Annotated in this window: 13 protein-coding genes; 10 read left to right on the top strand and 3 right to left on the bottom strand. The window is 69.3% G+C overall.

Annotated features, from left to right (window positions below):
* Positions 1-175: 175 nt before the first annotated feature.
* The 5 genes from ACFY2A_RS04700 (at position 176) to ACFY2A_RS04680 (ending at position 6,733) form a co-directional block, all read left to right on the top strand.
* Positions 176-1,150 carry an ABC transporter permease gene (locus tag ACFY2A_RS04700; RefSeq protein ID WP_387168422.1) on the top strand — a complete coding sequence of 325 codons (975 nt, stop codon included), beginning with the start codon at positions 176-178 and terminating at the stop codon, positions 1,148-1,150.
* A 1-nt stretch (position 1,151) separates the two neighbouring features.
* Complete coding sequence (locus ACFY2A_RS04695; RefSeq protein ID WP_363919271.1) at positions 1,152-2,135, top strand: ABC transporter permease; 984 nt, start codon at positions 1,152-1,154, stop codon at positions 2,133-2,135.
* A gap of 23 nt (positions 2,136-2,158) precedes the next feature.
* Positions 2,159-3,343: a substrate-binding domain-containing protein gene (locus ACFY2A_RS04690; protein ID WP_387168418.1), complete on the top strand. Its 1,185-nt coding sequence runs from the start codon at positions 2,159-2,161 to the stop codon at positions 3,341-3,343.
* Positions 3,344-3,350: 7 nt separating this feature from the next.
* Positions 3,351-4,202: a sugar phosphate isomerase/epimerase family protein gene (locus ACFY2A_RS04685; protein ID WP_387168415.1), complete on the top strand. Its 852-nt coding sequence runs from the start codon at positions 3,351-3,353 to the stop codon at positions 4,200-4,202.
* Between the two features lie 137 nt (positions 4,203-4,339).
* Positions 4,340-6,733 (top strand): RICIN domain-containing protein, encoded by a 2,394-nt coding sequence (locus tag ACFY2A_RS04680; RefSeq protein ID WP_387168411.1) that lies wholly within the window; start codon positions 4,340-4,342, stop codon positions 6,731-6,733.
* Between the two features lie 45 nt (positions 6,734-6,778).
* Here ACFY2A_RS04680 and ACFY2A_RS04675 read toward each other — a convergent pair whose 3' ends face one another.
* Positions 6,779-8,047, bottom strand: coding sequence for a hypothetical protein (locus tag ACFY2A_RS04675; protein WP_387168408.1), 1,269 nt, complete (start codon positions 8,045-8,047; stop codon positions 6,779-6,781).
* Between the two features lie 267 nt (positions 8,048-8,314).
* Here ACFY2A_RS04675 and ACFY2A_RS04670 point away from each other — a divergent pair, with 267 nt between their 5' ends.
* The 5 genes from ACFY2A_RS04670 (at position 8,315) to ACFY2A_RS04650 (ending at position 12,704) form a co-directional block, all read left to right on the top strand.
* Positions 8,315-9,547, top strand: a complete 1,233-nt coding sequence (locus ACFY2A_RS04670; RefSeq protein WP_387168406.1) for an MFS transporter — start codon at positions 8,315-8,317, stop codon at positions 9,545-9,547.
* 50 nt (positions 9,548-9,597) lie between these two features.
* Positions 9,598-11,190, top strand: coding sequence for a diguanylate cyclase (locus tag ACFY2A_RS04665; RefSeq protein ID WP_387168402.1), 1,593 nt, complete (start codon positions 9,598-9,600; stop codon positions 11,188-11,190).
* 64 nt (positions 11,191-11,254) lie between these two features.
* A complete protein-coding gene (locus ACFY2A_RS04660; RefSeq protein ID WP_387168399.1) occupies positions 11,255-11,989 on the top strand; it encodes a YqjF family protein in 735 nt (244 codons plus the stop codon).
* A 44-nt stretch (positions 11,990-12,033) separates the two neighbouring features.
* On the top strand, positions 12,034-12,279 hold the full coding sequence (locus ACFY2A_RS04655; RefSeq protein WP_363919255.1) for an Arc family DNA-binding protein: 246 nt from the start codon (positions 12,034-12,036) through the stop codon (positions 12,277-12,279).
* The gene (locus tag ACFY2A_RS04650) at positions 12,276-12,704 is read left to right on the top strand and encodes a type II toxin-antitoxin system VapC family toxin (RefSeq protein WP_387168396.1); all 429 of its coding nucleotides are present in this window, start codon (positions 12,276-12,278) and stop codon (positions 12,702-12,704) included. The genes ACFY2A_RS04655 and ACFY2A_RS04650 overlap by 4 nt, the downstream gene beginning before the upstream one ends.
* A 150-nt stretch (positions 12,705-12,854) precedes the next feature.
* Here the strand turns inward: ACFY2A_RS04650 and ACFY2A_RS04645 are convergent, their stop codons facing one another.
* Positions 12,855-14,309, bottom strand: a complete 1,455-nt coding sequence (locus ACFY2A_RS04645) for a permease prefix domain 1-containing protein (protein ID WP_387168393.1) — start codon at positions 14,307-14,309, stop codon at positions 12,855-12,857.
* Positions 14,306-14,680 (bottom strand): PadR family transcriptional regulator, encoded by a 375-nt coding sequence (locus tag ACFY2A_RS04640; RefSeq protein WP_363919249.1) that lies wholly within the window; start codon positions 14,678-14,680, stop codon positions 14,306-14,308. Before ACFY2A_RS04640 ends, ACFY2A_RS04645 begins: the two co-directional genes overlap by 4 nt.
* Between the last annotated feature and the right edge of the window lie 46 nt (positions 14,681-14,726).

Below are 14,726 nucleotides of genomic sequence, written 5' to 3'. Positions count from 1 at the left end.
CGTAGAGGCGGCGGCGTGAGTGAGCGTAGCGAGCGAACCATCAGGCTCAGCAGCGTGGCGTCTCGCGCCGCCGCGGAGCGAAGCGAGGCGGCGGCGTGAGTGAGCGTAGCGAGCGAACCATCAGGCTCAGCAGCGTGGCGTCTCGCGCCGCCGCGGAGCGAAGCGAGGCGGCGGCGTGAGCCTTCTGTCGCTGCGGCCGGCTCGACGGCCCCTGCCAGGCGTGTTCGTGGCGCTGACCATCACGCTGGCGCTCGGTTGGCTGATCGTCATGCTCGACGGCGGTCAGCTGTTCAACCAGTCGACGACGGTGAGCCTGCTGCACGTCGCCGCCGGGCTGGGCCTCGTCGCGGTCGGTCAGACCCTGGTCATCCTGGGTGGTTCGCTGGACCTCTCGGTGGCGTACGTGATCAGCCTGAGCACCCTCGTCGCGGCCGAGACGATGAACGGCAGCGACGGTGCGCTGCTGCCCGCGATCGGTCTGGCGCTGACCGTCAGCGCCGCTGTCGGGCTGCTCAACGGGCTGCTCGTCACCAGGCTGCGGATCAACGCCTTCATCGCCACCCTCGGCGTCGGGCTGCTGCTCAAGGGATACCTCGACAACGGCTACGACGGTCCGGCCGGCAGCACCTCACCCGGGCTCGTGCAGAGCCTCGGCTACCAACGCATCGGCCCCGTACCGCTGTCCTTCCTGCTGCTGCTCGCCGTGACCGGGGCATGTTGGTTCGCGCTGGCACGGACCCGGTTCGGTCACCATCTGATCGCTGTCGGCGGCGATCCGGAGGTGGCCCGGCTCTCCGGCGTCCGCAACGACCGGGTTCTGGTCATCGCCCACGTGCTCTGCTCGCTCTGCGCCGGGCTCGCCGGGATCTATCTGGCCAGTCGGCTCGGCTCGGGCGCCCCCCGGGTGGGCACCGAAGGTCTCTACGACCTGGAGTCGATCGCCGCCGTGGTCATCGGTGGCACCGCTCTCGCCGGTGGCCGTGGCGGTGTCGTCGGCACGCTCGGTGGCGTGCTGTTGCTCGCCAGCATCGACGCCATCTTCAACCAGCTCGAAGTGGACGCCTTCTTCAAGCAGGTGATCCGGGGGGCCATCATCATCGCCGCCGTGGCCGTCTACGCCCGTCGGGCCATGCGAAAGGCGGCCGTCTGACATGCAGCTCGTCAAGCGTCGCCCGCTGCCGCCCCAGCTGACCCGGGTACGCCGGGGCGGCCTCCTGCCGCTGCTCGCGATACTCGCGGTGTTGCTGGTCCTGGTCACCGTGCGCCAACCCGACTTCCTGGCTCCAGCGTCCCTGATGTCGTTCCTCGGCCGGTCGGCGCCGCTCATCCTGCTCGCCGCCGGTCAGTACTTCGTGATCGTCTCCGGCGAGTTCGACCTGTCCGTCGGCTCGTTGGTCACCGCGCAGGTCGTGGTCGCCGCGCGGCTGATCGACAGCGATCCGTCGCGGACCTGGCCGGTGGTGCTGGTGCTGCTCGCCGGCGGGGTGCTCGTCGGGCTGGTCAACGGTCTGATCACGACGCGACTACGGGTGCCCTCGTTCATCACCACCCTCGGCATGTTCCTGATCCTGGTGGGTGCGGTCTACCTCTGGTCCAACGGCGCGCCCAAGGGCGGCCTCTCCGAGGAGTTCCGTCGCTTCGGCCGGCGTGCGTTCGAGGACGTGCCGGTGTTCGGCCGCATCCCGTACGCCCTGCTGGTCCTGCTGGTCCTCGCGACGCTCGCGGTGCTGCTGATGCGCTCCGACTTCGGCCGGGTCCTGGTCGCGGTCGGGGACAACCCGCGTACGGCGGAGCTGAGCGGCGCCCGGGTGCGCCGTACCCGGACCATCGCCTTCATGCTCAGTGGTCTCGCCGCCGCCTTCGCGGCGATCCTGATCGGCGGCTACAGCGGTGTGTCCTTCCAGGCCGGTGCCGGCCTGGAGTTCGGAGCCATCACCGCGGTCGTTCTCGGCGGGGTCGCCCTGGGTGGCGGACGTGGCTCGGTCGTCGGCGCGATGCTCGGCGCGCTGACCCTCGAACTGCTCTTCACGCTCATGAACTTCTACGGCGTCTCCGGCGCACTCAGACCGACCGTCCAGGGCGCCATCATCCTGTTCGCCGTGGCGGTCTCAGCCCGACGTTCCACGTCGAGATAAGTCGAGATAAGGGGAGTCTTTCAATGAAACGACGCATGGCGGCCACGGCCGCGCTTCTCCTGGTGTCACTCGCCGGCTGTGCCACCGACGAGCCCGCTGCGACCCCGTCCGGTTCCTCCGCATCACCCGCCGGGGCCGGCACCGGCGAGCAGTCGAAGTTCTTCGTGCAGGCCGACTACGACAACGAACTCGCGCTGCTCGACGCCGCACCGACCGGACCGGCCGACAAGCCGTGGGAGCAGGTGCTCAACCCGAAGATGGTGGACACCGCCAAGTTCAAGAAGGACGGCCCCCACAAGATCTGCTTCTCGAACGCGGCGTTGAACAACCCGTGGCGGCAGGTCGGCTTCAAGACCATGCAGGCCGAGGTCGAGGCACAGGGCGACCGAATCAAGGAGTTCGTCCACGTCGACGCCGAAGGCAAGGACCAGAAGCAGATCGCCGACATCAACGACCTGCTCGGGAAGGGCTGTGACGCACTCATCGTCTCGCCGAACACCACCGCCACGCTCACCCCGGCCGTGACGGCGGCCTGCGACGCTGGCCTGCCGGTCATCGTCTTCGACCGCGGCGTGGACACCGACTGCCCGGTGACGTTCATCAACCCGATCGGCGGGTACGGGTTCGGTCACGTCGGAGCGGAGTTCGTCAGCCAGCAGATGAAGCCCGGCGGCAAGGTCCTCGCGCTGCGCATCCTGCCCGGCGTCGACGTACTGGAGACCCGCTGGTCCGCCGCGAAGGTCGCGTTCGACAAGGCTCAGGTCGACGTCGTCGGGGTCGAGTTCACCGACGGCGACCCGGCCAAGACCAAGAAGATCGTCAACGACTACATCCAGCGGCACGGCACCATCGACGGCGTCTGGATGGACGCGGGCGCGGTTGCCGTCGCGGCGGTGGAGGCGTTCCAGGACGCCGGTCAGCCGGTGCCTCCGATCAACGGCGAGGACCAGCTCGACTTCCTGAAGATGTGGAAGGACGAGGGGCTCACCGCCATCGCGCCCACGTACCCGACCTACCAGTGGCGTACGCCGATCATCGCGGCGCTGCGGATCCTCGACGGCCAGCAGGTGTCCGCCCCGTGGAAGCTGCCCCAGCCGACGATCACTCAGGAGAACCTGGACAGCTATCTCGACCCGAACATGCCGCCGCTGCACTACGCGATGTGCGGCTGCACCGACCTGCCGGGTTACCCGCAGCGCTGGAAGTAGGTGTCCGGTGCGTGCCGTCGGTGTCAATCCCTGGGTGTGGACCTCGCCGGTCGACGACGAGGCCCTGACCGCATTGATCCCACGGATCGCGGCGCTCGGCTTCGACGCGGTCGAACTGCCGATCGAGCAGCCGGGCGACTGGGATCCGTACCGCGTTCGTGACCTGCTCGCCAGGTACGGACTGGCCGCAGCCGGCGTCTGTGCGGTAACCCCGCCCGGCCGGGAACTGGTCAATGCCGCACCCACCGTGGTCGAGTCCACGGTGGCGTACCTGGACAGCTGCGTCGACAGTGCGGCGATCATCGGTGCGCCGTGCGTCGGTGGTCCGGTCTACGCGTCGGTGGGCCGGACCTGGCGGATGACGCCGACGGAGCGCGCGACCTGTTACGCCGATTTTCGTCGGGCGCTGGTACCGGTCGCCGACCGGGCCGCCGAGCGGGGGGTGTCCATCGGGGTCGAGGCGCTCAACCGGTACGAGACCAGCGTCGTCAACACGCTCGAACAGACCGTGGAGATGATCGACGGCCTGCCGTCGAACGTCGGCCTGATGATCGACACGTACCACATGAACATCGAGGAGGCGAACCCGTACGCGGCGCTGGCCGCGGTGGGTCCGCACATCAAGCACGTACAGGTCAGTGGCACCAACCGGGGGGCGCCGGGGTCCGATCACCTGGACTGGCCCCGGCTCCTCGCCGCTCTGGCCGCCACCGGCTACTGGGGTGCGATCTGCATCGAGTCGTTCACCCCGGAGAACGCGACGATCGCGACCGCCGCCTCGATCTGGCGCCCGCTCGCCCCATCACCGGACCGGCTCGCGGGGGACGGGCTGGCCTATCTCCGGAGCATCCTCGGCTGAGCTGCGCCGCCCTCGCGTCGGCATCGGGTCACCGGCGTGATCTCAGTCGATCCTTGCGCAGACATCATTCGTATGATGAACTGCCGTCCACATACCACCCTCCACACCGCACCACCCGTCCAGGTAAGGAGACCCCCGTGTCCGTACCTCCACCCCCCGCTGCACCCCGACGGGTGCTGGCCGCGGCCGCGACGGTGGCGCTGACCGCTGCGGCCACCGTGACCGCCGTGACGGCGTTCGCCGCCCCCGCCCTCGCCGCTACCACCACCCTCTACGCGTCGCCCTCCGGTGGCGGCAGCAGTTGCACCGCCGCCCAACCGTGTTCGTTGACCGGTGCGCAGTCGGTCGTCCGCTCGATGAACGGCTCGATGTCGGGTGACATCGTGGTCCAACTGGCTGACGGCGTGTACCGACTCTCCTCGCCGCTGCGGTTCACCGCCGCCGACTCCGGCACCAACGGCTACCGGGTGATCTGGCAGGCGGCACCGTCGGCCCGTCCCGTGATCAGCGGCGCGCGGGCGGTCACCGGCTGGTCGCAGGTGGACGCCGGCCGCAACATCTGGCGGGCCAACGTCGGTGCCGGGACCGACACCCGTCAGCTCTACGTCAACGGCGCGCTCGCCACCCGGGCCCGTACCCAGGTCAACCGGGCGGACTTCACCGCGGACAGCACCGGCATGAGGTTCACCAGCGGCGCTCTGAACTACCTCAACAACCTGGCCAACCAGAGCCGCATCCAGATGGAGAGCGTCAACTCGTTCACCGACCGGTACGTGTCGGTGCAGAGCATCAGCGGGAACCTGATCCGGATGCAGCAGCCCGGCTGGAGCAACAACAACTTCGGCTACGACACCTTCACCAGCCCGCACCGGGCCGGCCCGCTCTACCTGGCCAACGCCTACGAGTTCCTGGACACGCCGGGGGAGTGGTACCTCGACCCGGGCAGCGGCGCGCTGTCCTACATCCCACTCGCCGGGCAGAACATGAACAGCGTAAGCGTGGAACTGCCGACGCAGCAGTCCCTGGTCAACCTCGGCGGGACCTACGCCTCGCCGGCACACCACATCACGTTCACCGGGATCACCTTCACCGGCACGACCTGGCTGGGCGCCAGCAGCAATCAGGGCTACGTGGACCAGCAGACCGGCGCCTACATCTACGGCAACTGGAACTGGCCCAGCTTCTCCTCGTGCCACAACGGCTGCCCGCAGTTCGAGGCCACCCGGCCGAACTGGCAGCAGATGCCCGCCGCCGTGCAGGTCTCGGCCGCCAACAACATCACCTTCAGCGACTCCCAGTTCGTCAACCTCGGGCAGACGGCCATCGGGATCGGAAACGACGCCAACGCCCACGCCAGTGGGGTGGGCCTGGGTGCCAGCAACATCATCGTCACCCGCTCCGAGATCGCCCGCAACGCGGCCGGTGGCATCGTCGTCGGTGGCGTACGCGCCGACGCCCACCACCCAAGTGACCAGCGCATGGTGAACCGGGACATCACCGTCAGCAACAACCGCCTGCACGACCTGGGGATCGAGTACCGCGGGATCGTCTCGGTGCTCACCACCTACGTCACCAACTCCACCGTCTCGTACAACGAGGTCTACAACATGCCGTACACGGGCATGTCGATCGGGTACGGCTGGGGCTCCAACGACGCGGGCGGCAGCGAGCACTACGCCGGCCGTGGCCTGTACAACTACCAGCCCCGCTACACGACGGCCACCACCGCGTCCAACAACCGGCTCATCGGCAACTACGTGCACGACGTGATGCAGCAGATGAACGACGGCGGCTGCATCTACACCCTGTCCGCGAACCCGGGCGGATTGATCAGCGACAACTACTGCCTGCGGACCAACGGCTACTTCGGCGTCTACTTCGACGAGGGATCCCGCTACTACACCGCCCGCAACAACGTGTTCTCGTCCACCGGCACCTGGGCCACCGCCAACTACTGGTACGCCGAGAACATGGGCAACTTCACCGTCACCAACAACTGGTCGACAAACGGCAGCACCAACGTGACAAACGGTGACCGGGGCAACGTCGTGTCCGGCAACGTGACGGTGACCAACGGCAACTGGCCCTCCGGCGCCCAGGCGGTGATGGCCGGGGCCGGTCCGCAGGGCGGCAGCAGCCCGCAGGGTGTGCAGATCGTCGGTGGCCAGTCCGGCCGATGCATGGACATCGACGGTGCGAGCACCGCCAACGGCGCCCAGGTCAAGCTCTGGGACTGCCACGGCGGGACGAACCAGCGCTGGACCTACACCGCCAGCAAGCAACTGATGGTGTACGGCAACAAGTGCCTCGATGCGTCCGGCCAGGGCACCAGCAACGGCACCCTGGCGATCATCTGGGACTGCAACGGTCAGGCCAACCAGCAGTGGAACGTCAACGCCAACGGCACCATCACCGGCGCACAGTCCGGCCTGTGCCTCGATGCCAGCGGCTACGGCACCACCAACGGCACCGTGATCCACCTCTGGGCCTGCCACGGCGGCACCAACCAGCAGTGGAGTCTGCGTAGTTGACACTGCAAGTGGGTGGGGTCGACGCGTCGACCCCACCCACCCGGGTTACTCGGTTCCGGACGACTGACGTCGAAGGTGTTCGGCGAAGGCGGCCTGGCTGCCCAACATGACCATGATCGCGTTGCGGTAGGCGACCGACCCCCACAGGTGCAGTTCCTCGTCGTCGATGCGGCCGAAAATGCCGGCGAGCGCCAGGCGCTCGCGGCGGCCGAGGACCTTCTGTGGCCGCGCGAGCAGTTCTCCCCCGCGGCGCAGAGCGTCGAGGTAGGCGGCGACCGCCGAGGTGTACGCGGCACCACCGAGTTCCTCAAGCATGCCGAACTCGAAGAGGTGCAGCGCCGCCTCCGACTCCCAGTCCGGGCTGCGCTGCACGTGGCGGATCAGCATCACGTGCCGCGCCTCGAACAGCAGCAGGATCCCACGGCCGAGCCGACTCAGCGGCCGGCGGCTCGACGGCAGCCGCAACGTGCGTACCGGTTGCCCGGCGGCCACGTCCACCGCACCGGCGAAGCTGGGCATCCGCTCGCCGCCGGGCACCGGGTCGGGTACCAGGCAGACCCGGTCCGCGTAGACCGGGTCATCCTGACCGGAGAGCGACCGCATCGCCGCCGCGCACACCTCGGTGAAGGGACGGTCGTCGGCCGGCGCGTCGGGGTCGAGGGCGTAGACCATCCCCGGCAGGCCGGCGGGGACGGCCAGGACCGCTGAACTCCGCAGGAAACCCCAGGTCGTCGCGGCCCATCGGCTGTGGCGGGCCACCTCGGCGGCGGTGTCGCGCCAGTCGCGGGCGAGCCGCAGCCGCTCCCGGACGTCGGCGACGTCGGTCATCTCGAGCAGCGCCCGGGGCAGCACCGGCACGGGGTGCACGTCGAGCGGGTCGGTGACCACAGGGGGACCGATCGCCGCATGTTCGGCGCAGTCCGCGTCGGTGTGCGGGTTGCCGGTCGCACCGTGACAGTCGCCCAGCCAGGTGACCTCACGACTCACCGACTGCCGGGCGAACGCCGGCGCCGGCAGCATGCCAGTGCGCAGGATTCTCTCGTACTGCACCCGGGCACGGGCCGTCCGCAGCATGTCGAGCGGCAGGACCGGGGCCAACTTCAGGACCGTCTCGATGATCAGACAGTGCGGGCAGGTGGGTCCGTCCGGGTCGACCACGCGGAACTCCCGCAGATGGTCGAGACCCGGCTGCTCCCACTGCACGCCGATGCCGCCGCCCTCGCGCAGCATCAGGTAAAGGTGAGTGGTGGCCTGCCGTTCCCGAGTGACGGCCACCATCTCGTCGAGGAACCGCCGCCGGCTGATCTGCTCCACCGGGTCACTGTATCGACCGGCGTCGCGATCGCGGCCCGGCGAAATCCAGTGCCGTCGTACGGCATCGGGTGGCTATCCTCCGCTTCGACATCCGTCGACGGACAGGAGTAGAGATGCGCCTCGACATGGTCACGGCCCCCGCTCCGGCGCGAGAGTTCACCGTGCGCTGACCCGTGCGGCCCACCGTCGGTCCACCGACGGTGGCGGTGCTCCTCGCTGCGGAGCGGTCCCCTGCCGGCCGTTTCCTTTCCAGCTTGAGGAGCATTCTTGCGTGCCCTGGTATCCGCGCGTCTGGGCGCGGACTTCGCCAAACTCTGGACCGCCTCGGCGGTGTCCAACGTCGGTGACGGCATCACCATGGCGGCCGGCCCGCTGCTGGTCGCCTCGATCACCGGCAACCCGGCGCTGATCGCCGGTGCCGTCTTCGTACAACAGCTGCCCTGGTTGCTGTTCGCCCTGCTCAGTGGTGCCTACGTGGACCGGCTCGACAGGCGTCGCCTGGTGGTGACGGTTAACCTGACCCGGGCCGTCGCCCTCACCACGTTGGCCCTCACCGTCGCCACCGGAACCGTCACGGTGGCTGTCTTCTACGCGGTGCTCTTCCTGCTCGGTACGGCAGAGACGCTTGCCGACACCGCGATGGGTGCGCTGCTGCCGTCGGTGGTCGCGCCGGACCGGCTGCCGAGTGCGAACGCCCGGCTCTACGCGACCTTCACGATCGGCAACCAGTTCGTGGCCAAACCGTTGGGTGCCTGGCTGTTCGTCATCTCAGCGGCGGCACCGTTCGGCCTCACCGCCCTCAGCTTCGCGGCCGCTGCGGCGCTGCTTGCCGGAATCCGTCCGGCCTCGGCGCCGGCTCCGGTGGCCACCGCGCACGAATCGATCGTCCGCTCGATCGCCGAGGGTGTGCGGTGGTTGTGGCGGCACCGGCTGCTGCGGACCCTGGCCCTGAGCATGGGCGTGGGCAACGTCGCCTTCTGCGCCGCGTTCGCGGTGTTCGTGCTCTACTGCCGGCAGCGGCTGGGCGTCTCCGACGTCGGCTACGGTTTCCTGCTCACCGCGTTCGCGGTCGGTGGGCTGGCTGGCACGGCGGTGGCGACCCGCCTCGTCCGGACGTTCGGGCGGACCGTGGTGCTGCGCGCCGGGCTGGTCATCGAGATGGTCACGCACCTGATCCTGGCGACCGCCACGGCAGTCTGGGTCGTGGTGGTCGTCCTGGTCGTCTTCAGCGCGCACGGCATGGTCTGGGGAGTCACCGTCGCGTCGCTGCGTCAACGGCTGGTGCCGTCCCGGCTGCTCGGGCGGGTCGGCAGCGCGTACGCGGTACTCGACCTGGGCGGGGCGGCGGTCGGCTCCCTCGTCGGCGGTCTGATCGCCGTCACCTGGGGCATCACGACACCGTTCTGGATCGCCGGGGTGGCGATGGCGGTCGTCACGCTCGTTGCCTGGCGCCCGCTGGGGCGGAGTCCGAACCGGTCGGAGGCTATCGAAGAGAGCTGATTACCGTACCATCGGGCTGTTCTTCCCTGGGCGGGTGCGGAGGAGACCGCATGGACGATGTGACCCTCCGAGCCCTGCGGCTACTGGAGGAGGCGCAGGCCGGTGGCGCGTCCCAGGTGCTGGCGGAGGCGGTCGCGGCGCTGCGGGAACCGACTGGGGAACTGCGCGACGGTCCGGCGGCGATGCATTTCGCCCGCGTCGTGGCGCTGACCCGACTCGGTGACCTGCGCGCCGCGATCGCCGCCGCCGATCTGATGCTTGTCGCCGCGGAGCGGGAGAACAGCGCCGGGTGGCGCTCCTGCGCGCTGTCGCTGCGCGCCGACCGGCGGCTTCGCCTCGGCGACCAGGACATCGCCGAGTACGACATCGAGGCTGTCCTGCGGGATCTCGTCCGCGCCGAGACGGCCCTGCTGGCCGGCGAACCCGATCCGGTGATCGAGGGCAACGCCCGTACCGGGCTGGCGATCGGTTACGCCAAACTGCGGCTCTACGAACTGGCGGCGCCCCAGTTCCAGGCCGCGTACGAGACGACCTGCCGACCCGGATACCCGGACAACGGCAACCGGGCGATGTGGTTGTGCAACCTCGCGGAACTCAACCTGATGTGGGCCCTGGAGCTGTACCAGGTGGGTCAGGTCGCCGAGGCGGAGAAGCACACCACGGTGGCCGAGGAGCACGCGATGCGGGCGATGACGGAAGCCTCCGGCCCCAAGGCGGAGGTGTGGCGGCTCTCCGCGTCGCTGTTCGCAGCGTGTGCCCGCGCCGACCGCCAGGACCCGGCCGGTGCGGCGGAGGACATCCCCCGGGTACTGGCGTCGTTGCAGGAGCACGGTGTCGAACAGGGACACCAGGAGCAACTGCTGTGCCGGCCGTTCCACGCCGTCGCGCTCAGCCGGTCCGGGCGGCCGGGTGAGGCGCTGCGCGTCATCGAGGAGGCGGTGACCGGTCTCTCTCCCGACAACGACTGGTTGATCACAGCGGCGCTCCACCGTACGCACGCGGTGCTGCTGGCGAAGAACGGGGCGCGCGACGCGCTGCCGGGCCTCACCTACGGCGATGCGCTCGCGGAACTGCTGTGGCGTCAGCGGCACCGCTGGCTGCACGCGGCGGTGACCATGCAGTCGTACGACGTGCTGCGGTGGCAGCACGAGCGGGCCGAACGGGCCGCGCGGATCGACCCGCTCACCGGGGTGGCCAACCGGCGTGGCCTGGACAGCTTCCTGGAACGCCTGGCCACTCCCACGGCGGCCGGGACCGATCCGGTGGCGGTGCTGATCGTGGACGTGGACCGGTTCAAGGACATCAACGACTCGTTGGGGCACGCCACCGGCGACGACGTGCTGAGGGCGGTGGCGCAGATGGTCGCGGCCAGTGTCCGCCGGGACGATTTCGTCGCCCGGCTGGGCGGTGACGAGTTCGTCGCGATCCTGCCGGGAGCGGATCTCGGTGCCGCTGAGCAGGTCGCCCAGCGGACCGTCGACGCGGTGGCCGGGATGGCGGCGTGGCAGGTGACGGTAAGCGTCGGGGTGGCCGGCGGTTCCGCGTACACCCTCGGGGAGACCCTGGCGCACGCGGACGGTGCGATGTACGCGGCGAAGCGGGCGGGCGGCAACCGGGCGAGCAGCCGACATCCCGGAACCTGACCGCAGATCGACGCCCCGGCGTCGCCGGGTGCCGCGGCGTCGGCCGATCCGGCAGGATCGGTACGTGGACATCGAGCCGGTCGACGTCGCGCCCACCCGGGGGTTCCGCCGCGCGGTCCTTCGGCAACGCTGGGATGATCTGATCTTCCTGCACTGGCCGGTCGAGCCGGCGCGGGTCGCGCCGCTGCTGCCCGCCGGCACCCGCCCCGACACGCTCGACGGAGTGACCTACGTCGGGCTGATCGGCTTCCGGATGGTCGGGTTGGGGCTCGGATGCGGGCCCGGCGTACCGTACTTCGGCAGCTTCTGGGAGACCAACGTCCGGCTGTACTCCGTGGACGGCTCCGGCCGGCGGGCGGTGGTGTTCCGCTCGCTCGACGCGTCCCGGCTGGTGCCGGTGCTGGTCGCCCAGGCGACCCTGCGGCTGCCCTACATGTGGTCGGCGATGGGACTGGAACGCGACGGCGACCGACTCAGCTACCGGTGCCGGCGCCGCTGGCCCGGCCCGACCGGCGCGACGAGCCGGATCGAGGTCCGGGTCGGTGCGCCGATCGGCGAGCCGACGCCGCTGGAGCACTTCGTCACCGCGCGCTGGGGCCTGCACACCCGGGCGTACGGACGTACCCGACACCTGCCGAACTGGCATCCCCGCTGGCCACTGCACCACGCGGAACTGCTCGCCCTGGACGACGAGCTGGTGACCGCCGCCGGGCTGCCGCCACCGCAGGGGCCACCGACAAGCGTGCTCTACTCACCGGGGGTGCCGGTCGCCTTCGGCCCGCCGACCAGCGTGCGCTAGCCCATGCTAGCATTGCTCTCATTAGGGTGGGTGGGAGGAACAGCATGGCAGCCCTCAGCATCAGAGATCTCGACGACAGCGTGCGCGACAAGCTGCGCCGCCGCGCTGCGCAACACGGCCGATCCATGGAGGCCGAGATTCGCGACATACTCACTGCGGCAGTTGCCGAGGACGCGCCGGCAAACGACCTGTTCAGCGCACTCACCGATCGATTCACCAGACTCGGTGGGGTCGAGCTGGATCTACCGGCACGTTCCACGGCCCCCCGTGCGGCGGATCTGCCCGAATGATGATCGTTCTCGACACCAACGTCGTCTCCGAGCTCATGCGGGCCGAGCCCGCTCCAGTGGTGCTCGCGTGGCTCCAGCAGAGTTCGAGCACCGGCCTGTACACCACAGCCGTCACCGTCGCCGAGATCCGCTACGGCATTGCGCGGCTGCCGGAAGGCCAGCGCCGGGAATCACTGCACCAGGCTGCCAGCGAGATCTTCGCCGCCTTTCCTCGCCAGGTGCTGCCCTTCGACCTCGCCGCAGCCGGTGCCTACGCCGACGTGGTCACGGTGCGGGAGAAACTAGGCCACTCGATCGATGGGTTCGACGCCCAAATCGCCGCCATCTGCCGCGTCCAGGCCGCCACCCTCGCCACCCGGAACACTAAGGACTTCACTGACACAGGGATCAATGTCGTCGATCCCTGGCGCGGCGCGACCAGCTGAGACGCCGGCACTCACTGCATGGTCGATCGGCATGAAGGCGCTTCAAGTGGTTGCCGGTGCCAGGAGCTGGAAGATCGGCGCGCAGGCGGCCACCGGGCGCGGACGATTGGCGTCAGTGCTAGCCGGTGGCCGCTCGGGGTGCGCGGCAGGTCAGAGGTAGCTGAACAGCGGGGGGAAGAGCAGGACCACGATCCAGGCCCAACCGGCGTACACCGGTAGGTAGCCGGTCTGCCAGCGTTCCAACGCTGCGAACGGGGTGCGTCGGCGGACGAAGCCCAGCATCAACCACGCCGACCAGGCGAGGTTGGCCAGCAGGATGACGTTCTCACCGAGTGCGGCGGCCTTGTTCGGGGTGGTGCCGTACTCGGTGATCCGCTCGGTGATCGCCCACAGCACCAGCACGTCGATGATGAGCGCGCTGATCACGAGGGCGAGTTGCAACCTGTCGAACAGTCCGGGCGGGGCCAGCGGGTCGCGGGCCGAGATCGAGTAGAGCAACAGCCCCAGCACCACGACCAGCAGCAGGTCGAACAGGATCAGGGCTTCCCGCTCGACGTTGATGCCGGTGGTGGTCCAGACGATGGCGACCAGGAAGGCCAGCAACGCGGCGGTGAACAGCGGCGTGAACAGGCGGGTGAGTACCGGGGCGATGTTCTCGACGACGCTCTGCTTGGCCTCGACGAGCCAGCCCGCCACGACCACCGCGGCCACCACGCCGCACGGCAGCAACCACTGCGAGACGAAGCCCTCGGGGTCGATCCCGATGGCCTGGAAGGTGCCGACCGTGAAGGCGGTCAGCACGCCGCCGCCGAGGGCGATGAGGACGAAGTAGACGAAGCATTCACCGGTGAATCTGATGAAGTCCATGCGTCGTCGCGACGAGCGCAGGTCGTCGGAGACGTAGGCCAGGCCGACCACGAACCATAGGGCTATCGGCAGGTGGATGGTGGTCAGCACCAGCGACTGGGAGTCCTCCGCGAGGGAGTAGACGTTGGCGGCCACCGCACCGAGCGCGAACAACGCGACCATCACCCCGATCAGCGCCCTGCCGGCCCGGCGACGCCAGGCCAGGTACGCGGCCAGCCAGGGCAGCGTGAACAGCGCGAAGTTGGGTGCGTAGAAGGCGCCGTCCTGTTGGAAACCCAGGCCGAACAGCTCCGGCAGCTTGATCGACACGGCCGCGCCGACCGCGCAGACGATCATCGCGATCAGGTCGTGCCGGGACCGGTTGTCCGCCTCCGGGTCGTCGGTGCCGCCGGTGAGCACCAGTTGCTTCCACAGCCGCTCCGAGTGTTCCCGGGCGAACTCGCGGGACAGCTCGTCCAGGCCGCCGAGCCGTTTGACCGCGACCAGGAATGCCTCGTCGGGGCGCAGACCGGCGGCGATGAGCTCGTCGACCGAGCCACGAAGATGGTCCTCCAGTTCCTCGGCGTCGGAGCGTTGCAGCTCCGGGCGGCGTCGTACGTAGTTACGCCACTGGGCGAACTGGGCCTCCAACCCTTCCTGGCCGGGCGCCATCGTCGCGCCCTCGGGGTCGCCTGGCGCGGTCGTGCCGTCCGGGCCGGTGGATGCCGTGCTGCCGTCCGGCCCGCTGGGCGCGGTCATGCCAGACCTCCGAGGGGAATCGTCGTCGAGCGCCGTACGTCGCCGGGGTCGACCCAGATCGCCTTGAGCGCGCTCACCACGGTGTCCCACTGGCGACGTTGCTCGGCTAGCTCGGCGAGGCCGCTGTCGGTGATGCGGTAGTACTTGCGCCGCCGCTCGCCGGGGACCGACTGCCAGCTCGACTCCACGTGACCGAGCCGTTCGAGCCGGTGCAGCAGGGGATAGAGCAGCCCTTCGGTCCAGTCCAGCTCGCCGCCGGACAGCTCGTTGATGCGTCTGAGGATCGCGTACCCGTAGCTCTCCCCGTCGGCCAGGATGCCGAGCACCATCGGCGTCGCCGAGGCGGCGACGAGATCCTTGGTGACCTTCATGAGATTCTCCCACCACCAATACCTAGAACTATTAGGCATAGTAGTT

The organism is Micromonospora sp. NPDC000442 (assembly GCF_042898635.1).
In the GTDB taxonomy this organism is placed as follows: domain Bacteria; phylum Actinomycetota; class Actinomycetes; order Mycobacteriales; family Micromonosporaceae; genus Micromonospora.
Note: the sequence above shows the minus strand (reverse complement) of the source record. Positions and strands in the feature narration are given on the sequence as shown.